At 40.6% G+C, this 26,935-nt stretch carries 26 protein-coding genes; 4 read left to right on the top strand and 22 right to left on the bottom strand.

The annotated features are described in order from the left end of the window. Position 1: 1 nt before the first annotated feature. On the top strand, positions 2–190 hold the full coding sequence (locus tag P9989_RS13465) for a hypothetical protein (RefSeq protein ID WP_283075408.1): 189 nt from the start codon (positions 2–4) through the stop codon (positions 188–190). Here P9989_RS13465 and spoVID read toward each other — a convergent pair. From spoVID to hemA, 7 genes are all read right to left on the bottom strand, one after another. Beyond that, positions 187–1,215 carry a stage VI sporulation protein D gene (gene spoVID / locus P9989_RS13470; protein WP_283075409.1) on the bottom strand — a complete coding sequence of 343 codons (1,029 nt, stop codon included), beginning with the start codon at positions 1,213–1,215 and terminating at the stop codon, positions 187–189. The two genes, P9989_RS13465 and spoVID, sit on opposite strands and share 4 nt — an antisense overlap. 152 nt (positions 1,216–1,367) lie before the next feature. Beyond that, complete coding sequence (gene hemL / locus P9989_RS13475; protein ID WP_283075410.1) at positions 1,368–2,648, bottom strand: glutamate-1-semialdehyde 2,1-aminomutase; 1,281 nt, start codon at positions 2,646–2,648, stop codon at positions 1,368–1,370. A gap of 27 nt (positions 2,649–2,675) precedes the next feature. After that, a complete protein-coding gene (hemB, locus tag P9989_RS13480) occupies positions 2,676–3,653 on the bottom strand; it encodes a porphobilinogen synthase (RefSeq protein WP_283075411.1) in 978 nt (325 codons plus the stop codon). Between the two features lie 6 nt (positions 3,654–3,659). Then, positions 3,660–4,418: a uroporphyrinogen-III synthase gene (locus P9989_RS13485; RefSeq protein ID WP_283075412.1), complete on the bottom strand. Its 759-nt coding sequence runs from the start codon at positions 4,416–4,418 to the stop codon at positions 3,660–3,662. After that, positions 4,418–5,347 carry a hydroxymethylbilane synthase gene (gene hemC, locus P9989_RS13490; RefSeq protein WP_283075413.1) on the bottom strand — a complete coding sequence of 310 codons (930 nt, stop codon included), beginning with the start codon at positions 5,345–5,347 and terminating at the stop codon, positions 4,418–4,420. Before hemC ends, P9989_RS13485 begins: the two co-directional genes overlap by 1 nt. A gap of 21 nt (positions 5,348–5,368) precedes the next feature. After that, positions 5,369–6,187: a cytochrome c biogenesis protein gene (locus tag P9989_RS13495; protein ID WP_283075414.1), complete on the bottom strand. Its 819-nt coding sequence runs from the start codon at positions 6,185–6,187 to the stop codon at positions 5,369–5,371. A gap of 15 nt (positions 6,188–6,202) precedes the next feature. Continuing rightward, on the bottom strand, positions 6,203–7,573 hold the full coding sequence (gene hemA / locus P9989_RS13500; protein WP_283075415.1) for a glutamyl-tRNA reductase: 1,371 nt from the start codon (positions 7,571–7,573) through the stop codon (positions 6,203–6,205). A 320-nt stretch (positions 7,574–7,893) separates the two neighbouring features. On the opposite strand from hemA, the gene P9989_RS13505 reads away from it, so the two are divergent. After that, positions 7,894–8,376, top strand: a complete 483-nt coding sequence (locus P9989_RS13505) for a LiaI-LiaF-like domain-containing protein (RefSeq protein ID WP_283075416.1) — start codon at positions 7,894–7,896, stop codon at positions 8,374–8,376. Between the two features lie 73 nt (positions 8,377–8,449). Here P9989_RS13505 and P9989_RS13510 read toward each other — a convergent pair whose 3' ends face one another. The 8 genes from P9989_RS13510 to P9989_RS13545 all read right to left on the bottom strand — a co-directional run bounded on the left by P9989_RS13510 (position 8,450) and on the right by P9989_RS13545 (position 18,174). Next, on the bottom strand, positions 8,450–9,172 hold the full coding sequence (locus P9989_RS13510; protein WP_390307318.1) for an amino acid ABC transporter ATP-binding protein: 723 nt from the start codon (positions 9,170–9,172) through the stop codon (positions 8,450–8,452). Positions 9,173–9,208: 36 nt separating this feature from the next. Then, on the bottom strand, positions 9,209–9,868 hold the full coding sequence (locus tag P9989_RS13515) for an amino acid ABC transporter permease (RefSeq protein WP_283075418.1): 660 nt from the start codon (positions 9,866–9,868) through the stop codon (positions 9,209–9,211). A 76-nt stretch (positions 9,869–9,944) separates the two neighbouring features. Next, positions 9,945–10,757, bottom strand: coding sequence for a transporter substrate-binding domain-containing protein (locus P9989_RS13520; protein WP_283075419.1), 813 nt, complete (start codon positions 10,755–10,757; stop codon positions 9,945–9,947). 223 nt (positions 10,758–10,980) lie between these two features. Then, positions 10,981–11,574, bottom strand: a complete 594-nt coding sequence (gene yihA / locus P9989_RS13525; RefSeq protein WP_283075420.1) for a ribosome biogenesis GTP-binding protein YihA/YsxC — start codon at positions 11,572–11,574, stop codon at positions 10,981–10,983. Continuing rightward, entirely contained in the window at positions 11,564–13,882 is a 2,319-nt protein-coding gene (gene lon, locus P9989_RS13530) for an endopeptidase La (RefSeq protein ID WP_283078917.1), read from the bottom strand. Before lon ends, yihA begins: the two co-directional genes overlap by 11 nt. A gap of 260 nt (positions 13,883–14,142) precedes the next feature. Then, the gene (gene clpX / locus P9989_RS13535) at positions 14,143–15,420 is read right to left on the bottom strand and encodes an ATP-dependent protease ATP-binding subunit ClpX (RefSeq protein ID WP_283075421.1); all 1,278 of its coding nucleotides are present in this window, start codon (positions 15,418–15,420) and stop codon (positions 14,143–14,145) included. A gap of 312 nt (positions 15,421–15,732) precedes the next feature. Further along, positions 15,733–17,019 carry a trigger factor gene (tig, locus tag P9989_RS13540; RefSeq protein WP_283075422.1) on the bottom strand — a complete coding sequence of 429 codons (1,287 nt, stop codon included), beginning with the start codon at positions 17,017–17,019 and terminating at the stop codon, positions 15,733–15,735. 171 nt (positions 17,020–17,190) lie between these two features. Next, entirely contained in the window at positions 17,191–18,174 is a 984-nt protein-coding gene (locus tag P9989_RS13545; RefSeq protein WP_283075423.1) for a hypothetical protein, read from the bottom strand. Between the two features lie 480 nt (positions 18,175–18,654). On the opposite strand from P9989_RS13545, the gene P9989_RS13550 reads away from it, so the two are divergent. Beyond that, complete coding sequence (locus P9989_RS13550) at positions 18,655–19,962, top strand: hemolysin family protein (protein WP_283075424.1); 1,308 nt, start codon at positions 18,655–18,657, stop codon at positions 19,960–19,962. Between the two features lie 57 nt (positions 19,963–20,019). Here P9989_RS13550 and P9989_RS13555 read toward each other — a convergent pair whose 3' ends face one another. After that, positions 20,020–20,220, bottom strand: coding sequence for a hypothetical protein (locus P9989_RS13555; RefSeq protein ID WP_283078918.1), 201 nt, complete (start codon positions 20,218–20,220; stop codon positions 20,020–20,022). Between the two features lie 437 nt (positions 20,221–20,657). On the opposite strand from P9989_RS13555, the gene P9989_RS13560 reads away from it, so the two are divergent. Then, the gene (locus tag P9989_RS13560) at positions 20,658–21,281 is read left to right on the top strand and encodes an NAD(P)-binding protein (RefSeq protein ID WP_283075425.1); all 624 of its coding nucleotides are present in this window, start codon (positions 20,658–20,660) and stop codon (positions 21,279–21,281) included. 171 nt (positions 21,282–21,452) lie between these two features. On the opposite strand, the gene P9989_RS13565 is transcribed toward P9989_RS13560, so the two are convergent. From P9989_RS13565 to sat, 6 genes are all read right to left on the bottom strand, one after another. Next, complete coding sequence (locus P9989_RS13565) at positions 21,453–21,767, bottom strand: MerR family transcriptional regulator (protein WP_283075426.1); 315 nt, start codon at positions 21,765–21,767, stop codon at positions 21,453–21,455. Positions 21,768–21,923: 156 nt separating this feature from the next. Continuing rightward, positions 21,924–23,186, bottom strand: coding sequence for an ammonium transporter (locus P9989_RS13570; RefSeq protein ID WP_283075427.1), 1,263 nt, complete (start codon positions 23,184–23,186; stop codon positions 21,924–21,926). Between the two features lie 170 nt (positions 23,187–23,356). After that, positions 23,357–24,358: an LLM class flavin-dependent oxidoreductase gene (locus P9989_RS13575; RefSeq protein WP_283075428.1), complete on the bottom strand. Its 1,002-nt coding sequence runs from the start codon at positions 24,356–24,358 to the stop codon at positions 23,357–23,359. 53 nt (positions 24,359–24,411) lie between these two features. Then, positions 24,412–24,783: a VOC family protein gene (locus tag P9989_RS13580; protein WP_283075429.1), complete on the bottom strand. Its 372-nt coding sequence runs from the start codon at positions 24,781–24,783 to the stop codon at positions 24,412–24,414. Positions 24,784–24,991: 208 nt separating this feature from the next. Further along, positions 24,992–25,597, bottom strand: coding sequence for an adenylyl-sulfate kinase (cysC, locus tag P9989_RS13585; RefSeq protein WP_283075430.1), 606 nt, complete (start codon positions 25,595–25,597; stop codon positions 24,992–24,994). Between the two features lie 111 nt (positions 25,598–25,708). After that, positions 25,709–26,887 carry a sulfate adenylyltransferase gene (gene sat / locus P9989_RS13590; protein WP_283075431.1) on the bottom strand — a complete coding sequence of 393 codons (1,179 nt, stop codon included), beginning with the start codon at positions 26,885–26,887 and terminating at the stop codon, positions 25,709–25,711. Positions 26,888–26,935 lie beyond the last annotated feature (48 nt).

Genomic DNA, 26,935 nt, shown 5'->3' on the forward strand with positions numbered 1-26,935 from the left:
CATGAGTCGTTTCTATCGCTACCGGCTCCCACCATGGTGCAGACATTGGCTGTTAATTATCGAAAGAGCCATTCTGCCTATTATGATTTATCAGCTGTTCCGAACCATATTTTGGCCAACTACACTAGATGTTTTCTTAACAGGTATCTTCATCGGCTTATATATAGCGTTCCATTTAAAATGGATTTAATGCGGAATATAAACGATTTGACCAGGAGTTACATCTTCCTCCAAATCATTGATCTTCTCGATTTGTTTAACAGGAACTTCATATCTTTCCGCAATCATTTCAATGGTTTCATTATCTTGGGCGATATACATTTTCATTTTGGTGTAGGAGTCTTCCCGATTAGGAAAGAGATGTTTAAATATCTGTTTAATCCCATTTACACCAGATGAAGGGGATGCTTCTTCTTCATTTTCGTTTTCTTCCTCTTCCTGGTACGAAGCGAGAGTGGAATGGGGAGGTGTGTCACTCGCATTTACATGGTTTGTCGTTCCTTCCCATTCACTCGTGCTTTCAGAAGAAATCTCCTGTACATGCTCAATTTTATTTTCTTTAAAATAATCCGACAAACTTTGTGATTTTTTATAGGACCATCTTCCCTCTTCATCCTCTTCCTCTTCAATATCCTCTGGTTGCTCAGGCTCATGTAGTTTTCGATGTTCCTGAAGATCAAAAATCGAAGTATCAGGTCTCTCAGGTTCTTCTTTGTTAAAGTCAACAGGTCCAACCGTTAACGATTCATCAAATACTTCTTGCTCAGGAACTGGCGGTGCCTGCTCTTGTCTCAGGCCATTTATGTTAAGTTGAGCCTCTAGCCTAAGATAATGTTCAGCCGGGATTTCATAATCAAAGCTTTCAATGTTAATGTGAACTTGGTCTGTATCCTCCACCCGATCCGCCGGAATCGTCACTTCGACCGGAAAAGAATGAGAAAATTCGTAAACTCCCTCTTCCCCCCTCTCTATTAAATCAACCACCCGTCCTGATTGAATCGGAGCTGTATCTGCATATTTATCTTCTTCCTGCCCCGGCATATATTCGCCTGCTAGAATGACAGTCCCCTTTAAGCGGACTTCATCTCCTAAATCTTCGAGCGTAATTTCCGGTTCTAAAGAAATGCCAAGCAGTTCACGAACGCCCTGTCCTCCCTTAAACTGTAAGGATTCATTTAAATGGAATGAAAAAACTTGTTCTTCCTGATTACCCACTCTATCGTCCCCTCCCTATTTAAAATCAACATAGTTGTTTAATACACCATATGCACAACTCTGTCTTATATACATTATTTAGAGAGTTGACGCCCCCTGACCGCACAAAAAAGGAACATCATCTATTATGATAATGTCCCTCTTTATCACCTCTATAGTGAAGCAAATACCTTCTCAGCCGCTTTAATTGTATATTCAATATCTTCATCCGTATGAGCAACCGACAAGAAAGTCCCTTCGAACTGTGATGGCGGCAGGAAGATTCCTTCTTCAATCATGCCACGATAATATCTGGAGAACATCTCCAAATCTGATTGATTTGCGGTTTCAAAATTGGTGACTGGCTGATTTGTAAAGAAGAACCCAACCATGGAACCTGCACGGTTTACTGTTAAAGGAATCTGATGTTCTGCTGCTGCTGCAGTGAACCCTTCAATGAGACGATCTACTTTTTTACTAATTTGTTCGTATGCTTCTTCGTCCATTGCCTTTAAGGTCTCGTAACCAGCCATCATGGCTAATGGGTTTCCCGAAAGCGTTCCCGCCTGATAAATGTCTCCAACCGGTGCTACACTTTCCATGATTTCACGCTTCCCGCCGTAGGCACCTACAGGAAGTCCTCCGCCAATCACTTTACCTAGACAGGTCATATCAGGGGTTACACCAAAATGCCCCTGGGCACTATTATAACCCACACGAAAGCCTGTCATGACCTCGTCAAAAATAAGTACGGTTTCGTGCTCTTGTGTAATCGACCGCAAGCCTGTTAAAAACTCTTCATTAGGCGGTACAACGCCCATATTTCCAGACACGGGCTCCACAATAACAGCTGCCAGGTCATCACCGTATTCTTCAAATACATAACGCACACTTTCCAGATCGTTATAAGGAACGGTAATCGTATTTTTAGCAATTGATTCCGGTACACCTGGGGAATCCGGAAGTCCTAGTGTAGCTACACCAGAGCCTGCCTTAATCAACAAAGAATCACCGTGCCCATGGTAATTTCCTTCGAACTTAAGTATTTTGTTACGCCCTGTATACCCTCTTGCTACTCTTAGTGCACTCATAGTAGCCTCTGTTCCTGAGTTCACCATTCGCAGCATTTCGATCGATGGCACTCGATCAATAACAAGCTGCGCTAACTTATTTTCAATTAATGTCGGTGTACCAAAGCTTGTCCCGAGCTCGGTCGTTTTCTTAAGCGACTCCACAACTCTTTCATCAGCATGACCAAGTATTAATGGGCCCCAGCTCAATACATAGTCCACATACTCTTGCCCATCGATGTCGTAAATTTTCGAGCCTTTTCCCCGCTCCATGAAAATCGGGTTCATATTAACTGATTTAAAAGCACGGACAGGAGAGTTCACCCCTCCCGGCATTAAGTCTACTGCCTCGTTATACGCATCTGTAGATCGATCAAAGTTCATCCTGAACACCCTTTCCCTTTAACAAAATTACTTCTCTAAATAGCGTGCGACATCTTTTGCAAAATAAGTGACTATTAAATCGGCGCCTGCCCGCTTCATGGAAGTCAGTTTCTCAAGTACGATTTCTTGTTCGTTAACCCAGCCATTTTGGGCTGCCGCTTTAATCATCGAATACTCTCCACTTACGTTGTAAGCCACCAATGGTAAATGATAACGATCTTTCAATTCTCTCATAATATCAAGGTAGGATAAGGCTGGCTTTACAATCAAAAAGTCCGCACCCTCCTCAATATCAGATTCCGCTTCACGAAGGGCTTCCAAACGATTCGCCGGATCCATTTGATAGGCGCGGCGGTCGCCAAATTGCGGAGAACTATGAGCTGCATCACGGAATGGACCGTAGAAGGCTGAAGCATATTTAACAGCATAGGACATAACAGGAATTTGGCTGTAGCCTGCTTCATCTAACCCCTTACGGATTGCAGCAACAAAACCATCCATCATATTAGATGGTGCGATTACATCGGCTCCTGCTTCAGCCTGGGTTACAGCGGTCTTCGTAATCAATTCTAATGATTCATCATTGGCGATATCTCCATTTCTAATCACACCACAGTGACCATGATCCGTATATTGACACAAACAAGTGTCAGCAATAACGGTTAACGAAGTATGTTCTTTTTTAATATAACGAATCGCTTGTTGTACGATTCCTTCATTATGATAAGCTTGCGTACCAACCGCATCCTTCTCGTTAGGCACCCCAAAGACGATCACTGAACGCACACCCAGGTGTTCCAGCTCCGTCATTTCCTCTGCTAAATAATCCAGAGACACTTGATGTACCCCAGGCATAGATGCAACGGCATTTTTAACTCCGCTTCCTTCTACTACAAAGATCGGGTAAATTAAATCTTCTTTATGAAGATATGTCTCTCTAACAAGGGAACGCATTGATTCTGTCTTTCTCAGCCTGCGATGCCGCTTAAACTGTAATGGATTCATTGGGAACTATCCTTTCTTACCAAAATGGTCTGCCATATTACAGACCATAGATTTAATTGTGTATGTTTCTGGAACATAAACCGTCAGGAAACCAGAAGATTTTGCGGCCTCCCCAGTTGTCGGCCCGATGCAAAAGCAAGGGATATGCAGAGCAGGCTCTTTATGATCCTTTGTCAGCTGCATAAATGCTTCTACTGTAGATGGACTAGTGAAAGTCAAAGCATCAAGCCCATCTAGCTGGTTAGCCAGCAAGTTATTCTCATTTACTAATAGCGTATCATATACAGTAGCGGTTTTGAAAAATACTCCCTGTTGTTTGAAGGCGCGAGGCAAGATTTCCCGAGATCGATTGCCCCGTACAAATAAAATCTTCCCGGGTTGCTCTACCTGTTCGAAAAATTGCTCGACCATAGATGATGCTTGATAGTCTGACGGTATAAAATCCGGTGTTATGCCACATGTTTCAAGCATGTGGGCAGTTTTATCACCAACCACGGCCCACTTACAATTCTCAGGTATTTTTATCTGATAAAGACGAATCAACTCGAAAAAAAACTTCACGCCATTAGAGCTTGTCAAAAAAACCCAGCTGAAGTCGTGAAGTTTTGTAAGAATGTTGTGGTTATCTAAAGAGTCATTCAACTTAAACTGAAGGAGAGGAGCATGAAGAACCTTTCCTCCAAATCGTTCAACTTCCTTCTTTATAGATGAGGATTGAGAAGATGCCCTCGTCACCAGAATATTCTTCCCCGCTAGTGGTAACATTACTTGTCATACTCCTCAATAGCGTCATTAACAATTTCTTGAGCTCCTTGCTTTTTCAAGCGTTGAGCAGCTTCTGTCCCTACTGCGATAGGATCTGTCCCAGACACTGTTTCGTTTAGAATCGTTGTACCGTCAGGTTTACCTACCAAGGCTGTCAGCGTTATCGTTTCTCCATTAAGATAGGCATATCCCCCGATAGGAACTTGACAGCCGCCATTCAAATCGTGGAGGAATTTACGCTCTGCAGCGACAGTTGTTTCAGTTGTTTTGTGATTAATTTGTTGTAAGAAATCCAGTAATTCCTTGTCATCTTCACGACATTGGATTGCGAGTGCCCCCTGGCCTACTGCTGGGACACATACATCCGGCTGTAAATACTCGGTCACGAGGTCATCACTCCAGCCCATTCTTTTAAGGCCCGCAGCTGCCAGAACGATGGCATCATACTCCCCATCATTAAGCTTTTGAAGGCGAGTATCAATGTTTCCGCGAATCCACTTAATCTCAAGGTCAGGCCGAACCGCTTTAATCTGAGAGCCGCGTCGCAAGCTGCTTGTGCCAACAATAGCTCCTTCTTGCAAGTCCATTAATGCTATGTGTCCATTCGATACAAATGCATCACGATGATCTTCACGGATCGGAACCGAAGCAACCGTTAACCCTTCAGCTACAACAGCAGGCATATCTTTCATACTGTGAACAGCCATATCAATTTCTTTATCATACATAGCTTGTTCAATCTCTTTAATAAACAATCCTTTTCCGCCCACTTTATTTAAGGTAACGTCCAGAACTCGATCACCTTTCGTGGAAATCCTTTTGATTTCAAATTCGTAAGAAGGATTTATCTTTTTCAACTGATCAATAACCCACTCTGTTTGTGTAATTGCCAAATTACTCTTTCGCGACCCTATTACTATTTTTCTCACAGTCATCCTCCTAGAAGAATTTTAGAAATGAAAATTCGATAACGAACCGAATAAAAAGAAATTAATTAAGAGAACCAGAAATGCCGCCGTATTAAATAGCGAAATTGCGCGACCCTGATACCCTTTGACTACCCGTAAAAACAAGTAGATGATATAGACAAGTAGAACAATAAATGACCCAAGGGTTTTGGAATCGTACCAATAAAACACATCTTCCGACACATAACCCCATGTTACCCCTAAAATCACAGCAATAAGAAGCAATGGCACCCCAAGAATAACCGAAATATATGAAAAGTGGTCCAGCTTCGTTAAATCTCCAAGTCGAAGCAGCTTGGTATTCCATTTCTTCTGTTTAAGTAACCGGTACTGAAAGAGATACATGAGAGAAAAAATAAACGAAAATGTAAAAAACCCGTAAGAAATAATGGCCAACGTTATATGAGCTACAAGCATTTCATGAACTAGCTCAATTCCCTGATCATCAAGCACGCTTGGTGCCCTCGTTGATATGTGAAGCAGCATTACCAAAAATCCTACTACATTTGTAAAAAATACAAGGAAATCCACACGAAATAACCGATTAATAATTAAAGAAAATGTTACTAAGATCCAGGCATAAAAGTACAGGCCATCATAAACTGTCATAACTGGAAAATTTTCTTCTATGAAAATCTGCCTTAATAAAAAAAGGGTCTGAAGTCCCCAAACCATACTAAGTAACCAGAAGGCTGCTCTATTGGCCTTCCGGTTATTTTGAATGAAATCAATAAAATATCCAATTAAGCTGCAACCATACAGGAAGAGGATTAATTCATAGACCCACTTAAACTCGAACATAGTAAACCTCCACCCTTAAAACTTTACAGTCTGAGTAAGTGTGGGGAAGGAAATAGGATCATCAGAACCCTTTACTGACTTATTATTTTTCTTATCCTGTTCCTTCAATTCCTCCTCAACCTCTTCTTCAATCCCAAAGATTTGAGTAAAGAGATGCAGGGATTCTTCAGCGTCTGGCTTGGCAGCAAGCTCCTTGGCCTGAAGAATGGGATCTTTGAGCATCTGGTTGATAATACTCTTCGTATGCTTTCGCAATACTTTCTTTTCCCGCTCTGTTAAATCAGGCATTTTTCTTTCAATACTGCTCATTGTCTCTGCCTGGATGCCCAATGCTTTAGCACGAAGCGCAGAAATTACCGGGATAACTCCGATCGTTTGAAGCCATTCTTTAAATTCTACAATTTCAGCTTCGATCATTAGTTCAATTTTTTCTGCAGCTTGCTTACGAACAGCTAAGTTCGCGTCAACGATCCCTTGTAAATCATCAATATCATAGAGAAAGACGCTCTCAAGCTCTTCTAAACGTGGGTCCAGATCCCTCGGAACAGCTATATCCACAAAGAAAAGCGGTTTCCCTTTTCTGGAACGGTGGATAGGTTCCATCTGTTCGTGTGTAAGTACATATTCAGTAGAGCCTGTTGAACTGATCACGATATCCGCATCCATTAACACAGATTCTAAATGATCCATAGTAGATGCTTGTCCGTTAAATTGATCGGCCACTACTTTAGCCTTCGATAACGTCCGGTTAAGAACTGTGACCTGTCTCACACCGAAACCATGAAGGTTCTTGGCAGCAAGTTCTCCCATTTTCCCTGCTCCCATAATGACGATGTGTTTATGAACTAAATCACCAAAGATTTTACGCGCTAATTCTACGGCTGCATAACTGACAGACACAGCATTTTCCCCGATGCTCGTGTCTTTGTGCGCTTTCTTTGCCATAGTAACGGCCTGCTTAAATAATTGGTTAAAAATAGTCCCTGTGGTATTTGCCTCTTGAGCCTGCAAGAAGACCTGCTTGACTTGTCCTAGGATTTGCGTCTCACCTAGAACCATTGAGTCAAGCCCAGACGTCACACGCATTAAATGTTCCATAGCCCCATCCGCTTCATATATGGAAAGAAACGAAGAAAACTCTTCCTTATCAATATCAAACCAGTTAGCCAAAAACTGTTTAATATAATAGCGGCCTGTGTGGAGTTGATCAACGACAGCAAAAATCTCTGTTCGATTGCATGTAGAAATGATTACATTCTCGAGGATGCTTTTTTGCGAATTAAGCTGCTGCATGGCTTCAGCTAAACGCTCATCTGAAAATGTAAGTTTCTCTCGAATTTCCACAGGGGCTGTTTTATAGTTGAGACCTACTGCTAAAATGTGCATTTCATCTACCCCCATATAACGTTCAAAACTATCACATATTACTTATTATAACATGAAACCTGATATTTTTTTGTGAAAATATGAACAGATTTTGAATCCCTTATGATAGGATACATTTAAGTCCATTACTCACTCAAGGTTCTTAGATTAGAACAACTCTAATTTAATAACTCGTCTGTAATATACCAGAACGAACCGTTAATCGCAAGAAATCAATACTCTGTTCAGCAATACAACTCACTGGACTTGAATATTACGGTTTGCAAACCTAAGTACTACAGTGAGATTCTAGAACGTATGTATCCCTGGAGGTGAATCATATGAAAAAAACTGACTCGTTTGCAGGCTTTTTACTAATCGGGCTTGGACTGTATTTTCTTATCCGACAGTTTAATATACCCTTTTTAAACCCTTTTTACTCATGGCCGACTATACTTATGATCATTGGGGCTGCCTTTCTTCTACATAGTAACATTTCGCGTGAATTTGCTAATATCTTCACCGGAGTCCTGCTTCTAGGTTTAGGGGTTCATTTTCATGGCAAAGTCCACTATTCATTTTGGATTGATCACTGGGGTGTTTATCCCTTTATTATTGGCATTGCTTTTCTGCTTCGATCTTTTAAAACTAAATCAGGTCTGTTACCGGGGCTTATTTTAATAGCGGTAGCAATCTTCGCCTTCCTCACCACATCCAACCCAATATGGTTTCGTTTCATTAACCTGTTGTTTAATTGGATTGAGAACTTCTGGCCTGTCGTACTGATCGGATTTGGTTGTTATTTAATTTATAAAAAGAGATAATCACCATTACATTTAAGGAAGTCCATCAAATCACAGAAATCCCCCTACATAGAAAAAGCAGGGGGATTCCGTTTTATAAGATAGAACTTAAAAAGGCCTGGGTTCGTTTCTCCTTCGGGTAATCGAAAATTTCATTTGGCTGGCCTGCTTCAACAATTCTTCCATCGTGCATGTAGACGACGCGATCCGCGACTTCGCGGGCAAACCCCATTTCATGCGTCACCACAACCATAGTCATCCCTTCCCGTGCTAAATCTTTCATAGTTTGTAACACTTCACCTACAAGCTCCGGGTCAAGAGCAGAGGTCGGCTCATCAAACAGCATAATTTCTGGTTTCATCGCAAGGGCTCGGGCAATTGCAACTCGTTGCTTTTGACCACCAGACAAACGGGATGGGTAGTCATTTGCTTTATCTTCAAGCCCTACTTTGCTAAGCAATTCTTTACCGTCTTCGATTGCTTTAGCTTTTGGAATTTTTTTAACCTGGATCGGAGCTTCAATAACATTTTCCAAGACTGTTTTATGGGGAAACAAATTAAAGTGCTGAAACACCATGCCTACTTTCTGCCTGACTTCATTTAAATTATCTTTTCTAGGATCTATGTCTTCTCCCCTTATAATAACCTCTCCGCTATTTTTCATCTCAAGGAAGTTGAGGCAACGTAGCATGGTACTTTTACCAGAACCACTGGCACCGATTAATACAACCACTTCACTCTCATCGACATTAAAATCAATATCCTTAAGAACATGTAAATCACCAAAGTATTTATTTAATTGGTCTACACGAATCATTTCTTTAGTTTTAATCAAACTACTTCAACCTCCTCATTAATCACTTACTGCTAACTTCTTCTCGACTAAGCTTACTAAAATCGTAAGCAGGAATACAAGAATTAAATAGTACACAGCACTAACAAGCAGCCATGTCATATAATCAAATGTATTAGCTCCTTGAGTTGTAGCGACAGCGAAAATTTCTGCAACACCTACAAATGCGGCTAAGGAGGAATCCTTCAAACCAATGATAAACTGGTTTCCAAGTGGGGGCAAGGCACGTCTAAATGCTTGTGGTAAAATAATGCGGCGCATCGTTAGGGAACGACTCATTCCGAGCGAACGACCCGCTTCAGATTGCCCTTTGCCAATCGACTGAATAGACCCTCGGAAAATTTCGGCAATATAGGCACCATTGTGAAACGCCAGCCCTAAAGATACAGCCCAGAAACCGCTCATCATCCAAATTTCAGTAAGTCCATAGTAGAAGACAAAGATTTGCACAATAAGCGGAGTGCCTCGAACGATGTAGATGTATATGTTCGCTATCCACATTAGCGGTCTAATAGCTGAAATCTTTAATAGGGCAAAAAACAATCCAATAAAGACGGCTAAGAAAATAGAGACTGCTGTTAGTTTTAACGTCATTAGCGCGGCTTCGATAAATATGCCCCGACTTTCTACCAATGCTCCAAAGAATCCACTGTATTCCATAAATCCACTCCCTTTCAAGTGAAAAAGAGTACGCAAAGCGTACTCTTTATTCAGGTCTTACCCATAATTAAGCAGTTCACTCAGGCACAGTTGTAATATCATCATTAAAATACTTTTCGCTAATTTCCTTTAACGTTCCATTTTCTCGCAGTGTTTCTAAGGCAGTGTTGATGTCCTCTAATAGTTTGTCTTTTCCTTTTGCGACAGCGATTGCCTGGTCACTGCGTTCAATAATCTTTTTACCTTCAATCTCAAGATCTTGACCAATCGCTTCCTTACCGGTTAAGAAGTCAGTAATCACGGCATCATGTCTGCCTTTAGCTAATGCTTGTAAAGCAACAACATCACTATCGTATACCTTTACGTTTTCCGTTACTTGTTCAGCAAATTTCACGTAGGTTGATCCTTTTGAAACAGCTATTTCAAGACCTTCCAAATCTTCAAGTGTTTCATGGTCACTATCAGGTCTAGTAAAAATTTGCGCCCCTGAATAATAGTATGGCGTAGAAAAATTTACTTCTTTGGCCCGTTTTTCTGTTATTGTATGACTGGCCACCGCGATATCATAGCGACCCGTTTTAACCCCTTCAACAATAGCAGCAAATTTAGATTTCTCCTGGGCAGGCTCTAACCCCAACTCTTTTGCGACGGCATTTCCGACATCGATATCAAAACCTGTCATCTCTCCCCCTGTTGTCATACTAAATGGACGGAATTCCCCAGAGGCAGCAAAAGTTAACTTTCCCTCTTCCACAAGGTCATACCCAGAAGAAGATTCGCTCGAACCATCTGAACTTGAAGTTGATTCCTCTTCACCACTGCTCCCACAAGCGGAAAGTGTGAAGATCATTAGACTTCCAAGTAAAATAGTAAATAATAATTTTTTCATAAGTTCTAAATCTCCCCCCAATTTTATTGCGACACCTTTATAGTATATACTAAATTCTGACTTTTCCCAAAATTTGAATTATATTATATTCCTCTGTATTCCGAGAAAATACATAGGTTCTTTCCCGATACCTGTACAATCCTCCTGAATTCCTCCAAATCCTCTAAATAACCGATTTCAGCCATAAAAAAAGAACCACCCAAAAGGTGATCCTTTCTATCGATTAATATTTGCCATTCAAATACTTAAGCATCGTTGTCCAAGCCAATTCCTTCCCTTCCCCTGTTTCAGAAGAGAAGGGAATCAGAATATCGTCATCTTCCATCTCAAGCGTTTCATTTATTAATTTCAACTGTTTATTACGCTGACCTTTTTTTATTTTATCTAACTTAGTTGCAATAACCATGACAGGGAGCTCAAAATGCTTCAAATAATCATACATCAAGCAATCATCTTCAGTCGGCTTGTGCCGACTATCAATCACTAGAGCAGTTGCACGAAGCTGCTCCCTTTCAGCAAAGTACTCCTCCATCATTTTGCCCCATTTGGCACGCTCTTTTTTCGATACTTTGGCATACCCATAGCCCGGTACATCTACAAAATGAAAGCTTTCATTAATTCTATAGAAATTTAATGTTTGTGTTTTTCCCGGCTTGGAAGAGGTTCTTGCCAGATTCTTTCTCTGTATCATTCGATTAATAAAAGAGGATTTCCCCACATTGGATCGACCCGCTAAAGCAATTTCTGGGAGTGGTTCTTTTGGATATTGCTTCTTGCTCGCTGCACTTATTATAATTTCTGCCTGATTAACTTTCATGATTTTCAGCCGCCAATGCCTGGTCAAGCACTTCATCTAAATGTTTCACCGGAATGAACGTCAGCCCTTCTCTTACGCTCTCAGGGATGTCTTCCAGATCTTTCTCATTTTCAGCTGGAATAATAATAGTTGAAAGCCCTGCACGATGGGCGCTTAAGGATTTTTGCTTTAGTCCACCTATAGGCAGGACGCGACCTCTTAGTGTTATTTCTCCAGTCATCCCTACTTCTTTTCGAACAGGACGACCTGTAAGAGCCGAAACGAGGGCAGTTGCCATCGTTATTCCTGCAGAAGGACCATCTTTTGGAGTTGCTCCTTCAGGCACATGAACATGAATATCATTCTTTTCCACAAACTCTGGGTCAATATGAAGGTCATCTGCTCTGGAGCGAATATAACTGAAGGCTGCTTGTGCTGACTCCTTCATAACATCCCCCAGCTTACCTGTCAGTGTTAAGTTTCCTTTACCAGGGTAGATGGATACCTCGATCGATAATGTATCTCCACCTGCTGCAGTGTAAGCTAGGCCAGTAGCTGCCCCAACTTGATCTTCAAGTTCAGCTTGTCCATAACGAAATAGAGGGCGGCCTAGAAGTTCTTCAAGTTGGTTCTCCGTAACAATCACTCGTTTCTTCTCTTTGGCCACAATAATCTTCGCCGCTTTGCGGCAGACACTGGCCAATTGTCTTTCAAGATTACGTACACCCGCCTCACGCGTGTATCTCCTGATTAGCTTTAATATGGCCTGTTCCTTAAATTGAATTTGACTCTTTGTCAGTCCATTCTCTTTTATTTGTTTAGGAAGTAAATGTTCTTTAGCTATGTGAAGCTTCTCTACTTCGGTATAACCGGCAATCGAAATAACCTCCATACGGTCAAGCAAAGGACCCGGAATAGAGGTCATCGTATTTGCGGTTGCCACGAACATCACTTTTGATAAATCATAATGCTCCTCAATAAAGTGATCACTGAAGGTGCTGTTTTGTTCTGGATCCAGTACTTCAAGCATAGCAGAGGACGGGTCCCCGCGAAAATCACTAGCCATTTTATCGATTTCATCTAGCAAGAACACTGGATTTACAGTTTCAGCACGTTTCATGCCCTGAATAATTCGTCCTGGCATGGCTCCAATATAAGTTCTTCTGTGGCCGCGGATTTCAGCTTCGTCTCGCACCCCGCCCAAGGATATCCTGACAAAATGACGGTTAATCGCGCGACTAATCGATTTAGCCAGGGATGTTTTACCGACTCCAGGCGGTCCAACTAAACAAAGTATCGGACCTTTTATGGATTGTGTAAGCTGTTGAACAGCCAAGTACTCTAAAACACGTTCCTTAACTTTCTCCAATCCGTAATGGTCTTCATCTAGAATCTTCTCTGCATGAGTTACATCAAGATTATCCTCCGTCTCATTAGACCAAGGGAGGGCAACTAGCCACTCGATATAATTGCGTATGACTGAGCTCTCTGCAGAACTTTGCGGAACCTTTTCGTATCTACCTAATTCCTTTTCGGCAATAGCTTCGACTCTTTCCGGCATTTGGGCTTCTTGAATCTTTTCACGAAGCTGGGCTACCTCTCCCGATTTACCGTCCTTGTCGCCTAGCTCACTTTGGATGGCTTTCATCTGTTCCCGTAAGTAGTATTCTTTTTGCGTTTTCTCCATGGATTTCTTAACATGCTGACCAATTTTCTGTTCGATCTGAAGAACATCTCGTTCATTTCCAATGATTTCGATCAGATGCTTTAAACGAGCTTTCACATTTTCGATTTCTAAAATACTTTGTTTATCCTTAATCTTTATTGGCAAATGCGAGGAGATTAAATCCGCTAAATGGCTTGGGTCATCAATATCAGAAACAGTGTTATATGTTTCTTGACTCACTTTCTTTGAGACCTTTACATATTGTTCAAACTGACTAAGTAGTGTTCTCATCAATGCTTCCTCTTCATTAGCATCTTCATGCACATCGTCCAGTTTTATAATGTCAGCCTGATAATATTCTTCCCCTTCAGTTATATGGTCTATGGAAGCTCGATACAGTCCTTCCACCAAAACCCGATTTGTACCGTTTGGAAGTTTGACCATTTGTTTGACAGTGGCAACAGTGCCTACATCATATACATCCTCGGTCGTCGGTTCATCAATATTAATTTCCTTTTGGGAAACTAAAAACACTTCATTGTCATCCATCATTGCTTGTTCTAGAGCTTGTACAGATTTATCTCTGCCTACATCAAGGTGCAATACCATAGATGGGTACACCAGTAGTCCTCTTAAAGGTAGGAGGGGGATTTGCGTTCTCATTTTTTCTGTCAAAGCTTGCACCTCCGATTAATGCGAATTCGTATATTTATCATATAGAAATCTATTTAGATTGTAAAACGTTAGCCTTAGGGAAAAAGACCGTAAACATACGTATTGTCAACAACTTATCCTACGCCTATTATGAGCAAACAGCTTGCAATTCATGCTTGTATGTACCAATACCTCTTCTCTAACATAGAAGCCGCGCTACATACAATACGTAGCGCGGCTTCTAGCTAAGAAGAGATGAGGTTTAAAGTTTAGGCACTTTCCTTGGGTGTTTCCTTATTCTCATCCTCAACTGAACCATCTGTCAAAATCAATTTAGGATGACTTTTTTCAGCTGTTACCGTATCTTTTGTAATAATACATTTTTCAATATCATCTCGAGAAGGCAAGTCATACATTACATCCAGCATGATTCCTTCAATAATTGAACGAAGACCACGGGCTCCTGTTTTCCGCTCGATTGCTAACTTCGCTATTTCACGAAGAGCTTCCTCTTCAAACTCAAGCTCCACATGATCAATTTGCAGGAGCTTCTGGTACTGTTTGACGAGAGCATTTTTTGGTTTTGTTAGAATTTCCACTAACGCATCTTCATCGAGTTGCTCAAGGCTTCCGATTACTGGTAACCGTCCAATGAATTCGGGAATTAGACCGTAACTTAATAGGTCTTCTGGAAGCACTTTAGTTAGGAGTTCACTTTTCTCATCGTCAACTTCCACCTGTCCTGAACCAAACCCGATAACTTTCTTCCCTAAACGGCGCTTAATAATTTGTTCGATCCCATCAAATGCCCCGCCGACAACGAACAGTACGTTTGTCGTATCGATTTGGATAAACTCTTGATGAGGATGTTTTCTTCCGCCTTGAGGAGGAACGCTAGCCTGAGTACCCTCGAGAATTTTAAGCAAGGCTTGCTGCACACCTTCCCCTGAAACATCCCTTGTAATAGATGGGTTTTCAGATTTACGAGCCACCTTATCTATTTCGTCGATATAAATAATTCCTTTTTCAGCTTTATCAACATCATAGTCAGCAGCCTGGATCAGTTTGAGTAAAATATTCTCAACATCTTCCCCAACATATCCTGCCTCTGTTAATGATGTGGCGTCAGCAATCGCAAACGGTACATTCAAGATCCGTGCAAGCGTCTGGGCAAGTAAAGTCTTTCCGCTTCCCGTCGGTCCAAGCATAAGAATATTACTTTTTGCCAGTTCAACGTCATCGTTCTTAACCCCGGCGTTAATCCTCTTATAATGATTATAGACGGCTACAGACAAGTTCTTTTTAGCCTGGTCCTGCCCGATCACATAATCATTAAGAATGCCGCGAATCTCTTGAGGCTTAGGGACTTCTTTAAATTCCACTTCCTCTTCATTACCCAGTTCTTCTTCAACGATTTCTGTACAAAGTTCAATACATTCATCACATATATAAACACCAGGTCCAGCTACGAGCTTACGAACTTGTTCCTGACTTTTGCCGCAGAAGGAGCACTTAAGCTGACCTTTTTCTTCATTAAATTTAAACATTTCATTCACCCCTTAGTAAAATGACGCCATAAGCGCCTGGTAATTATCCTAGGCATTCGAGCATCAGTTTCTTTTGCTCATCATACCAGATTCATGTAAAACAAAAAAGCAATACCTTTTCAGAGGTGTGCGTATCACGATGCAACATCCTCATTATGTAGATTTATGATCCATAAGTCAAACATTAGCCGCTCTACTATTATATGTAAAAAAACAGGTGTTTCATTCATGATTTAACTATTTTTTATCACTTTATGTACGAGGAATATATGAGAAGACAAGGAACAATCTGCCCCTTGTCTTCCTAGCTTACTATTCTGTTTTACTGTTATCAACTAAAACCTCAATCGCTTTACGTACTTTCAGATCTTCTTTAATCATGTCAGTGTTTCCACCAAGCATTTGAGTTAGTTGGTCTACATCAGTCTGATACATAGATGCCATGTTTTCAAGCTCTGACTTCACGTCTTCCTCGGAAGCTTCCACATTCTCTTCCATAGCAATCGCTTCTAGAGTAAGGTTTGTTTTTACACGTTTACCTGCATCCTCTGCCATTTGCTCACGCAGTGCATCTTCGTCCTGGCCTGTAAATTGGAAGTACATGTCTTTTGTCATGCCTTGCATTTGCAGACGCTGTTCGAATTCACTAACCATACGGTCGAGTTCTGTATCAACCATAGCTTGTGGAATTTCAACTTCCGCATTTTCACTGGCTTTTTGAACAAGAGTGTCACGCTTGTGATTGTCAGCTTCTGTTTTCTTTTGCTCCTCAAGACGCTCACGCGTTTTCTTCTTAAGTTCTTCCAATGATTCCACTTCTTCATCAACATCTTTTGCTAGCTCATCATCTAGTTCAGGAAGTTCTTTCCCTTTTATTTCATGGATTTTCACTTTAAAAGTAGCTTCTTTACCAGCTAACTCTTCTGCATGATATTCCTCTGGGAACGTAACTTCAACTTCTGTTTCTTCCCCTGATTTCTTACCTGTAAGCTGTTCTTCAAAGCCTGGAATAAAGGAGCCGGACCCTACTTCAAGTGAATAGTTATCAGCTTGTCCTCCTTCAAAAGCCTCTCCATCAACGAAGCCTTCAAAGTCCATAACTACAGTATCTCCGTCTTCTACTTCGCCCTCTTCTTTGACAACTAGTTCTGCTTGTTTTTCCTGAAGTTGTTTCAGTTCGTTCTCAACATCTTCATCCGTTACTTCTGTGCTGAGCTCTTCAACTTCAAGACCTTTATAGTCACCGAGTTTAACTTCAGGCTTAACCGTAACTTCCGCAGAGAAAACTAAGGGTTCATTTTTCTCGATTTGTTTCACGTCGACTTCTGGACGATCAACTGGCTCAATACCTGTTTCTTCCACAGCATCTGAGTATGCCTTTGGGAGAACAATATCGAGAGCATCTTGATAAAGTGATTCGACTCCGAAGCGTTGTTCGAACAACTTACGTGGTACTTTCCCTTTACGGAACCCAGGAACCTGGACCTGTTTCACTACTTTCTTAAAAGCTTCATCAAGAGCATTGTTGAAATCCTCTACAGGTACTTCAACTGTAAGTGTCCCCTGATTTCCTTCTTGCTTTTCCCATTTTGCTGACATAAAATTCCCTCCAACATCTATAAATTCCTTTTTTCGTCCAAAGACGACCATTAGGCGATTCTATGATTCTATATACACACGAATCTCATTTGCAACCCCTACATTATAACACAAACATATAGGCTTTCAACATTTGAAATATTTCCTGTATAAAATTGGGGAAACATCAGATTACTCTCCTACCAACAATACGTAATGCTGCTCACTTAATTCAATTTCCTCTTTATACTTCTGTACTTTCTCATCCCTGCCAAACAAGGACTGGTAGGGAATTTGTAAATAATCGTGGCCAAGCTGCTTTAAGGCTTCAACGATATGATCCACTTCTTCTTCATCAGGATAAAACGGATAGCGCACATAACAATAATGCTTCAATAGGCTGTTGATGATCTCATACATCGTTGGATTGCTTTGCTCAACTGCACCGAGCCTAAGTTGAATTTGCTGGATAATATATTCAGACTCAAGCGTATTTAACTCTGAAGGGATAATTAACATATCATTTGAAAATTTACGAATGGGTACCTTATGATCGACTTTATTATCTCTGAACCACTGTATGATAGCTGTTTTAATGATCGGATGAGTAGAATCCTTAGTTAACAGTTTTTCAAACGCTTCTATATCTGTTGAAACGGGTTGCTTCGTTAGCTGTTGGATAGACTTCCATTGAGTATGTATATCCTGATTATCGATAGCTGCGAAGAAAGATTGAACATACTTCTCCCCTTCTTTCTTATGGGTGTCCTGAAGCAGTTTGTTACTGATTTCGTATATTTGCCATAATTGTGTACGACTTTGATGGGGAATAGATTCAGTTTCAAAAACTTCGTCCAATAAGTCAATAAGTTCCTGGTAACGATTATCTTGAAAAAGTATTGTTATGTAAATATGTAAGTAATGATAATAATTCTCTTCCTCAGCCTTCATCTGCTCCTGGCATAAATCTTCCGCTTGGCTAAAGTTACCGAGTTCAATCCAACTCATGAGCAGGCCCGTAGTGACTTCACGAGAAGCAACCTGATAATTCACGAGAGGAAGAAGGAATTCTACAGCCTCCTGGTAGCTTTTTTCTTCAACCGCTTTAAGACCCTTCTCCTCTAACATTGTTTTCCATTTTGGGAACATAACAATATCCCCTTTTCGTTTTTCCATAGGACACCCTTCCTCATACTATTTTTATTACCCGTCTATTTTTACCTTTTTCAGCCGAAAATAAACATAAACATTAAGAACTGATTAATCTGCTTGCTTCAAAAAAATATTAGGGAACACCCTAAAGCTTTAAAGGATTAACGAAACTTATGGATGTACCTCCCCTTAATAAAATATAGAAGAGAGACGTCCAAGGTGGCGTCTCTTTTCATGTATCTTCCAACGCAGTATAGCGAAACTTTATGTATATATATGAAACAATAATAAAATTATATCACAATGAGACAATCATTAACTCCATCTCGTTACCCTCCTTTCATCTTCTATCTAGTTCCTTCATTAATATTGCAACTTCATAATTGAGAGAGCGTTATTTCCAAGTGTGAACTCCGTGTCCTTTGACTAGTATTATCAGGTAGATTGAACTACAATATATAATGGAGATCCTTCTCCAATAATAGAATTATGAGGAGATTTGATATGGAAGAGACGATCAAGCTTGTAACGGTAGCTCTGTTGATTTTAGCGACAGCGTTCTTCGTTGCAAGCGAATTCGCAATTGTTAAAGTAAGACGAACCAAACTAGAAGCACGGGCTGCTGATGGGAATAAAAAAGCTTTAAACGCTTTAGAAGTAACTGGCAACTTAGATTATTACTTATCAGCGAACCAGCTTGGGATTACAATAACTGCCCTTGGTCTTGGTTGGTTAGGAGAACCGACCTTAGAGGTTCTGCTTCATCCACTGCTGGAAGGATTAAACCTGCCGGCAACAGTTAGTCACACTATAACTTTTGTGATTGCCTTTTTTGTTATCACCTTTTTACACGTTGTCCTCGGAGAACTAGCTCCCAAGACAATCGCTATTCAAAGGGCGGAGAATATTACACTTATGCTCTCCGGGCCTCTAATTATATACAGTAAAATTATGTACCCACTAATTTGGCTGTTAAATGGGTCAGCAAATTTATTAGTACGTTTATTAGGGTACCATTCTGCTAAAGAATCGGATGAAGTCCATTCCGAGGAAGAACTTCGTCATATATTAAGCGAAAGTTACCAACAAGGTGAAATCAACCAATCGGAATTTGAATATGTTGATCGAATCTTTGAATTTGACAACCGAACTGCAAAGGAGATTATGATCCCCCGCACAGACATGGCCGTTGTAGATATTGAAGATCCGATAGAAGAATCCTTACAATTCATGAACAAGGAACGCTTTACTAGATATCCTGTTTTCCAGGATGATAAAGATCATATCATCGGTGTTCTTCATTTAAAAGAATTATTTTACAATGACTGGAGCAATACTGAAACTCTTCAACCGTATGTTCGACCAGTATTAAAAGTTTTTGAAAATATCCGTATTCACGACCTGTTAGTCAGAATGCAACGGCAACGAACACACCTAGTAGTCTTAACTGATGAATATGGCGGCACCTCAGGTATGATTACTGCTGAGGACATTATTGAAGAAATTGTCGGTGATATCAGGGACGAATTTGATCATGAAGAAGAGCAAACAATTGTTCAACAAGAAGACGGTTCTTACCTTATTGATGGGAAAACATCCATTCAAGATGTTAATGATTTTTTTGAGATTGAACTTGAGAATGAAGACGTGGATACTATATCCGGCTGGGTATACAACCAATTAATTGATGTAACAAAGGGGTCTGAACTCTCTCATGGCTCTTTTCATTTTAGAGTATTGGAAATGGAAGATCAGCAGATCATATCCATAATGGTATGGGATGACGGTAACATAGAGAAAGTAACCAAATAGCAAAAAAAATGATGATTAAACAAAGCAAAGCCCCCTATTAGCAAAAGAGGGCTTTCCTTACATTGTTCGTTCTGCTCCATTTGTAGCATCCAATAAGATAAGTAAGGAAGGAGAAACTGTACTAACATCTATCAAGCCATCATCCTCTTCCTTAACCTTATCAAGCTGCTGAATAATATAATCGTCTCTACATTTAAACTTTAATTGACCTGAACAAATTTTCCCTTTCAAGGAGAGTACTTGTTCATGCAGTGTCACTCTATCCAAACCATCCACTCCTTTGCATGTTAATACCTTAACGATTACCCTGTGGATTGCCGACTATATTCCTTCTTGCCAATTTGACTGCCTGTAGTTATTTCTTAGTATAGGCAGGACAATTATTATACATACATTCAATGAACCGTCGTATCCATTAAGGTTGAGCAGACTTTGTTCAAGATTATATAAACTCTTTGTTAAAGTGAGGTGTGAAGCAAGCTAGATTAGTTATCTGACTAGCCCCCTATTATGAAATTAAGGAAAATAACATTCTTACTTATTATGCTCACCGGCTTTTCTATTGGTATTTATCAATCTTTTTCTAATCCTTTCACTCTGATCATACTGATTGCGTTTATCATCTGTACGATTGGATTTATCCTGCGTGACCTGCTTAGTAATTCCAGAAACTAGCTTCAAAGGAGCCGTTACCTATGCTGTTCATTCCGACCATGTTAAATCTAGAGGGGAAAAAAGTAGTAGTTGTAGGCGGAGGAAATGTGGCGAAAAGAAAAATCGATAGTCTTCTTATGAGTAAAGCCCAACTAACAGTAGTGAGTCCCTCGCTTACGGACGAGCTTATCTCTTACTATGAAACGGGGAGTATAGATTGGAAGCAAAAGAACTTCGCCCCCGCTGACATTGATGAGGCATTCCTGATTATCGCGGCTACCAATAGTGAATCCGTCAACAATGCCGTGATCAAGGCTGCCCCGGGCGATCGATTACTTAATGCAGCTTCTAACGTCCAAAACGGGAACGTCAGCTTTCCTGCCTATTTCACACGCGGGAAATTGACCATAGCTATTTCTACTGCAGGTGCCAGTCCTTTATTCGCAAAAAAAGTAAAACAAGAATTATCCTGTCAATATAATGAGAGATATGAACAATACCTGGATTTTTTATTTGATGTTCGTCACCTGCTAAAGAAAATCAATCTCTCTTCTGAAGAAAAAAACAACTATTTACATGAAGTCCTTTCAAATACATATCTAGACAGTAAAAAACAAAAAGATATGCTTCATTACCTGAAGCATTATCGAAGACATTTGAAATAACTTATATTTAACTATTCCCAATTAAATAAGCTTTATCTAATTCGTTACGATCACTTCTAACAGTTAATACTGACATTAGAAAATATCACCCATAGAGTCAAATTATTGAGAATGCATAAAAAAGCTAACTCGTATAAAAACCAAGCGCGCGACTCTCCACATAGAGGGTTTCTATCTTTTCGTACGAAAATGAGCATTTAACTGGCCACGGATCATATTCCTGCGCATTTGCGCCTCTCCCTCTTTCTTTTCCTTTCTCATTTCTTGACTTATTTCATATGATTGAACTCCTTCTTCTCGCTTCTCGGCTATCTTTACCAATGTTTCTACATCAGAAAATGAATATTTACGCGTCCCATTCGCAGTTCGATCGGGAAGAATAAGCTTTCGCTCTTCATTGTATCTGATCTGTCGTTCCGATAGACCCGTTAGTTCCTTAACTACCCCTATGGAAATTACTTTTTTACTCTTATAGTCGTCGGTCAAAGCACCCCTCACCCCTCAACTAAGTTACTTTGCCCCAAAAGCAATAGAAAACCCTATGGCGGACATTTGCCGATCCTGTATTTTTCTGATTTCAGCACATCTTTTTAGTAAGGTAACATTCCTTGACTTCAACTAAAAGACTGTTCTGTGTTCCGTCTATGCACCTTTTTTCGTATTTGGATGAGATACATTTTCCGGGTATCCGTAACCACCATGTTCACTTAAGTCAAGTCCCATGACCTCCTCTTCCTCTGTTACACGAATCCCTCCCATGGCTTTATCCATCACTTTCAAAATAATAAAAGCTATCACAAACGCATAAAGACCACAAGTACCAACACCTAACAATTGAACACCAAGCTGTTCAAATCCACCACCATAGAATAAACCTGCCTGCCCTACAGTAGCTAATTCAGGTGTTGCAAATAACCCATTCGAAAGTGTGCCCCATACACCAACTGTACCATGAACAGATAAAGCAAAAATTGGATCATCTATTTTCCTTCTATCAAAGAACTTCATACTGAAGAACACTAAAAACCCGCCAATCAGACCAATAATGACTGCGGCCCACGGTTCAACAAAGGCACAAGAAGCGGTAATGGCAACAAGTCCCGCTAAAGCTCCGTTTAATGTTGTCGGAACATCCGCTTTTCCTGTAATAGCCCACACGACAAGCATGGCACCAACTGCCCCTGCGCCTGCAGCTAATTGTGTGTTTAGTGCTACATAACCAAAGAAGGCATCAGCTACACCAAATGTACTTCCCGCATTAAATCCGAACCACCCAACCCAGAGGAGGAGCACACCTAAGGCAGTAAACACCTGGTTATGGCCAGCAATGTCATTGGATGTTCCATCTTTATTATATTTACCGATGCGCGGTTTCAAAATAATTGTAGCAGCTAAAGCAGCCATCGCTCCTGTTAAATGAACTACAGTTGAACCGGCAAAGTCCTGCTTCCCATGCTCTGCTAACCAGCCACCTCCCCAAATCCAGTGAGCAATTACAGGATATACGACAACAGAAAATAATATCGCAAAAATAACATAGGCTGATAATTTAGCCCGCTCAGCAAATCCGCCGAATGCAATCGTCATAGCAATTGCAGCAAATGCCAGTTGAAAGAAGAAGTCTACAGATCCTGCCAGACCTTCACCCATGGTAGTCGCGTCACCATAAAAGAAATTCGAAAAACCTATTAAAGCATTTCCTTTTCCATAAATTAATCCATACCCTACAGCCCAAAAAACAAGTGATACAATACCGACCGTAAATACTGTCTTACCAGCAATATGCCCTGCATTCTTCATTCTTGTTGAGCCAGCCTCAAGTAAAATGAAACCACCTTGCATAAATAAAACGAGTATGGTGCAAATAACAATCCAAAGATTATTCATTAGAAAAATAGTGTCCATTAACACATAACTCCTTTGTGTAAGTTTTCTTAACATCATTCGTTATATATTAATGTATCAGTATCAAAGTATTCGCACAATAAATATGTGAGATAATCTAACAAGGTATTTTCCAAGCAAAAAACCCCATCCAATCATCTATTTGGACGAGGGGATGGGGTGTTCAATATTTAATTAGATAGAATTTCCTCAGCTATCAGCTTATATGACTGAATACGTTCGCCATAATCATAGGTAATTGTAATGATCATGATTTCATCCGCTAGATATAACCTTTGTAAGTCTATTAGGTTTTGCTTGACTGTCTTCGGATTACCAATTACCATTTTCTTCTTCATCTTCTCCAACTTTTTTTGCTCCTCAATACTAAACGAATATCGTTTGGCTTCCTCCACTGAAGGCACTCCTTTTCCTTCTTCTCCTTTACTACGTTGAATACCCCACAACAAACTACTCCGAGCTATTTCTTCTGCCCGTTCGCTTGTTTCTGAGCACATAACGGTTACGGCAAGAATACAGTGAGGCTGCTGCAACATACCGCTTTGTCTGAAATTGTGTTTATAAGTCTGTATAATCTCGGGATCATTGTTATTACTCATAAAGTGTCCAAATGCATAGGCAGTCCCTTTTCCTGCTGCGAGCAGGGCGCTTTTCTCACTTGTTCCTAGCATCCAAACTTCCGGCAGCACAGCAGGTCGAGGTGATGCAGATACTTTGGAAAACAAATGATCTGAGGGAAAATCATGATTCAGGAAGTGAAGAAGCTCATCAACGGATTCAGGCATTCTTCGGACTTGTTCCAAAAAGTTATCTGAGAGTGCCATTGTCGCTTCCGCAGAACCACCCGGAGCTCTCCCAATTCCAATATCAATACGTTCCGGGAATAAGGTAGCCAACATATTATAAGTTTCGGCAATTCTATATGGTTTATAATGGGGGAGCAAGACAGCTCCAGACCCAATTCGAATGGATTCTGTATTGGCTCCAATGTAACCTAACATGACCTCAGGGGCGGGACAGGAAAAACCCGCAATATCATGGTGCTCCGCAATCCAATAACGTTCAAATCCCAATACCTCCCCAATTTTTGCAAGTTTCATGGATTCTTTTAATGCTTGCTCAGCTGTTGTTCCTGAAGACACAGGAGATTGATCCAATATACTTAGTTTCACAACCGTCTTCCTCCCTTCTCTTAGGCGGCAGCTTCCGGAATATCCCTTCCTATTTAACAGTTAAATTCGATTAGATTTCCATCTGGGTCACTCACGAATACTTGATGCCAATCTGTTTGATTATTCGGTTTATCAACGATTTCGACCTGGTATCTTCGCATTCTTTTAATAAAGCTTTCCATATCCTGCACTCGGATGGCAAAATGACCGTCTCTTGAATCAATGGATGTGACACCTCTTAATGTTCTTCCCTCTTCATGTACAATTAAATGGATTTGCGTTTCTCCCACTTGGTACCATGCCCCGGAAAAATCAAAATCAGGGCGTTCTTCGCTTTCTTGAAACCCAAGCACCTCTCCGTAAAACCGCTTCGCTCTCTTAATATCTGTTACAAGCAATGATACATGATGAATACCTTCGTACATATTACCGACCCACTCCGTTTCATAATTTTAGCTGGTTATCCCATTTTAACACCTTTCTGATTATTTCAATGGTTTCTAGCTCCTAAAATTATTTAATAAATTGAAAAAGACGCTAACCACCTTCATATAAAATGGTGTCAGCGTCTTTTCTTCTAAATCTTCATGCAATTTTATCAGCTAGTCTAATAACCCCTCCAATAGTAAAACACTATGATGAAAGATACCCTCCTCGTTTCAAATAATCCACGATTACCTGAACGGATTCCTCTAACGTTTGCTGATCCGTTTCTATTAAGACCTCCGGATTAAGAGGTTCTTCGTAGGGGGCATCAATTCCGGTAAACCCTTTAATTTCACCAGCACGAGCTTTCTTATATAAACCTTTCGGGTCACGCTCCTCACACTCTTCTACATTGCACTTCACATAGACTTCGATAAATTCTTTCTCGTCTAGTAATTCCCTAGCTCTAGCTCGATCCACACGGTATGGAGAAATGAACGCCGTCAGAGTTACTAGACCTGCGTCAACCATCAGATTAGCCACCTCTCCAATGCGGCGAATATTCTCCTGACGATCTTCAGGGCTGAAACCTAAATTTTTATTCAATCCGTGACGAACGTTGTCTCCATCCAAACGATAAGTGTGGACCCCCAGTCCATGCAGTTTCTTTTCTAGTGCTGCCGATACCGTGGATTTACCTGAGCCGGATAACCCTGTGAACCATAGGGCAGCACTCTTATGATGATTTAACTTCCTTCTGTCCAGTTTGGTTACTTCTGAATCATGCCATACGATGTTTGTTGATTCAGTCATCTTTTTCCTCCTCGAACATTCATAGGTAGATCATGTGTTCAGATTTAGCATTTTAAATTAGAAGAAGACCGAAAAAGCCTTCCTCATATTAGAAAAATATCATCTGCTCATTCAACTATTTTTTCTCATTCCTTTAATAAGTACTTCTGCAACTTCTGGACGAGAGAATTCTTTCGGTGGTTTCTCGCCATTACGAAGTTTTTCACGTACCTTCGTACCACTGAGATGCACATGATGTTCCTTTCCGTGTGGACACGTTTTTGCCGTCCCCATGTTTTCACATTTCGTGCAATAGAACGCATGTTCAAACTTGAATACTTGAATCCCCAATTCTTTTTCAAATTTAGAAATGAATTCTTGTGCTTCATATGTGCCATAATAGTCACCTACACCTGCGTGATCACGTCCCACAATAAAATGCGTACAGCCATAATTTTTGCGGACAATCGCATGCAAAATGGCTTCCTTAGGACCTGCATATCGCATGGCTGCAGGATAGATTACTAGACGTGTGCGATTTTCTGGGTAGTAATTGTTTAAGATCACTTGATAGCTTTCCATACGAATGTCTGCAGGTATATCATCTGATTTAGTTTCACCAACCAACGGGTTTAACAACAACCCGTCTACAGCTTCCAGGGCACATTTTTGAATATATTCATGTGCACGATGAACTGGATTACGCGTTTGAAACCCGACTACGGTATTCCAGCCTAGATCGGAAAACATTTTCCTTGTTTGCAATGGATCAAGGTAAAAATCTTCAAATTCACCGTGGCTGGGACGATTTAATAAATAAACAGGACCTGCAAGATGAACGTCCCCTTTATTATAAACATTTTTCACGCCGGGATGAGCCTCATCCGTGGTCCCATAAACACAACTTGCCTCTTTTTCCTTATCATATGTGTACTTTTCTTCCAGTTTAAGTACACCATAAACCACATCATCATCCCCAATAAGCGCGATCTCTGACCCGATGTCATATTCATCCGCTTGCTGCTGAGTTACAGGTAATGTAATCGGGATACTCCAAACTGTTCCATCTTCAAGACGCATTTCTTCAACGACTCGAGTGTAGTCTGCTTCCCCCATAAAACCACTTAGTGGGCTGAATCCTCCGATAGCAATCAGTTCTAAATCCGACAGACTCCAGGCATTTAATGTTAATGACTTCAATGAACCTGCTTTGTTTAAATAATCTTCTCGCTGGGAACCAGTCAATTCCCGTATTACAAGCTCTCCTCCGTGTGGTAAAATGGTCGCTTCTTCAGTTTGGGTTACTGTCATTAAACGAACCTCCTTTTAATTAATTGAATACCTTTAATTTGGCAACTT

The organism is Halobacillus naozhouensis (assembly GCF_029714185.1).
GTDB classification, from domain to species: domain Bacteria; phylum Bacillota; class Bacilli; order Bacillales; family Halobacillaceae; genus Halobacillus_A; species Halobacillus_A naozhouensis.

Excerpts from the sequence above, each read along its gene's own strand:
- P9989_RS13465 (WP_283075408.1), top strand. The coding sequence starts at position 2 with ATGAGTCGTTTCTATCGCTACCGGCTCCCACCATGGTGCAGACATTGG.
- hemL (WP_283075410.1), bottom strand. The coding sequence starts at position 2,648 with ATGAACTTTGATCGATCTACAGATGCGTATAACGAGGCAGTAGACTTA.
- hemB (WP_283075411.1), bottom strand. The coding sequence starts at position 3,653 with ATGAATCCATTACAGTTTAAGCGGCATCGCAGGCTGAGAAAGACAGAA.
- P9989_RS13485 (WP_283075412.1), bottom strand. The coding sequence starts at position 4,418 with ATGTTACCACTAGCGGGGAAGAATATTCTGGTGACGAGGGCATCTTCT.
- P9989_RS13495 (WP_283075414.1), bottom strand. The coding sequence starts at position 6,187 with ATGTTCGAGTTTAAGTGGGTCTATGAATTAATCCTCTTCCTGTATGGT.
- hemA (WP_283075415.1), bottom strand. The coding sequence starts at position 7,573 with ATGCACATTTTAGCAGTAGGTCTCAACTATAAAACAGCCCCTGTGGAA.
- P9989_RS13505 (WP_283075416.1), top strand. The coding sequence starts at position 7,894 with ATGAAAAAAACTGACTCGTTTGCAGGCTTTTTACTAATCGGGCTTGGA.
- P9989_RS13510 (WP_390307318.1), bottom strand. The coding sequence starts at position 9,172 with ATGATTCGTGTAGACCAATTAAATAAATACTTTGGTGATTTACATGTT.
- P9989_RS13515 (WP_283075418.1), bottom strand. The coding sequence starts at position 9,868 with ATGGAATACAGTGGATTCTTTGGAGCATTGGTAGAAAGTCGGGGCATA.
- P9989_RS13520 (WP_283075419.1), bottom strand. The coding sequence starts at position 10,757 with ATGAAAAAATTATTATTTACTATTTTACTTGGAAGTCTAATGATCTTC.
- yihA (WP_283075420.1), bottom strand. The coding sequence starts at position 11,574 with ATGAAAGTTAATCAGGCAGAAATTATAATAAGTGCAGCGAGCAAGAAG.
- lon (WP_283078917.1), bottom strand. The coding sequence starts at position 13,882 with ATGAGAACGCAAATCCCCCTCCTACCTTTAAGAGGACTACTGGTGTAC.
- clpX (WP_283075421.1), bottom strand. The coding sequence starts at position 15,420 with ATGTTTAAATTTAATGAAGAAAAAGGTCAGCTTAAGTGCTCCTTCTGC.
- tig (WP_283075422.1), bottom strand. The coding sequence starts at position 17,019 with ATGTCAGCAAAATGGGAAAAGCAAGAAGGAAATCAGGGGACACTTACA.
- P9989_RS13545 (WP_283075423.1), bottom strand. The coding sequence starts at position 18,174 with ATGGAAAAACGAAAAGGGGATATTGTTATGTTCCCAAAATGGAAAACA.
- P9989_RS13550 (WP_283075424.1), top strand. The coding sequence starts at position 18,655 with ATGGAAGAGACGATCAAGCTTGTAACGGTAGCTCTGTTGATTTTAGCG.
- P9989_RS13560 (WP_283075425.1), top strand. The coding sequence starts at position 20,658 with ATGCTGTTCATTCCGACCATGTTAAATCTAGAGGGGAAAAAAGTAGTA.
- P9989_RS13570 (WP_283075427.1), bottom strand. The coding sequence starts at position 23,186 with ATGGACACTATTTTTCTAATGAATAATCTTTGGATTGTTATTTGCACC.
- P9989_RS13580 (WP_283075429.1), bottom strand. The coding sequence starts at position 24,783 with ATGTACGAAGGTATTCATCATGTATCATTGCTTGTAACAGATATTAAG.
- cysC (WP_283075430.1), bottom strand. The coding sequence starts at position 25,597 with ATGACTGAATCAACAAACATCGTATGGCATGATTCAGAAGTAACCAAA.
- sat (WP_283075431.1), bottom strand. The coding sequence starts at position 26,887 with ATGACAGTAACCCAAACTGAAGAAGCGACCATTTTACCACACGGAGGA.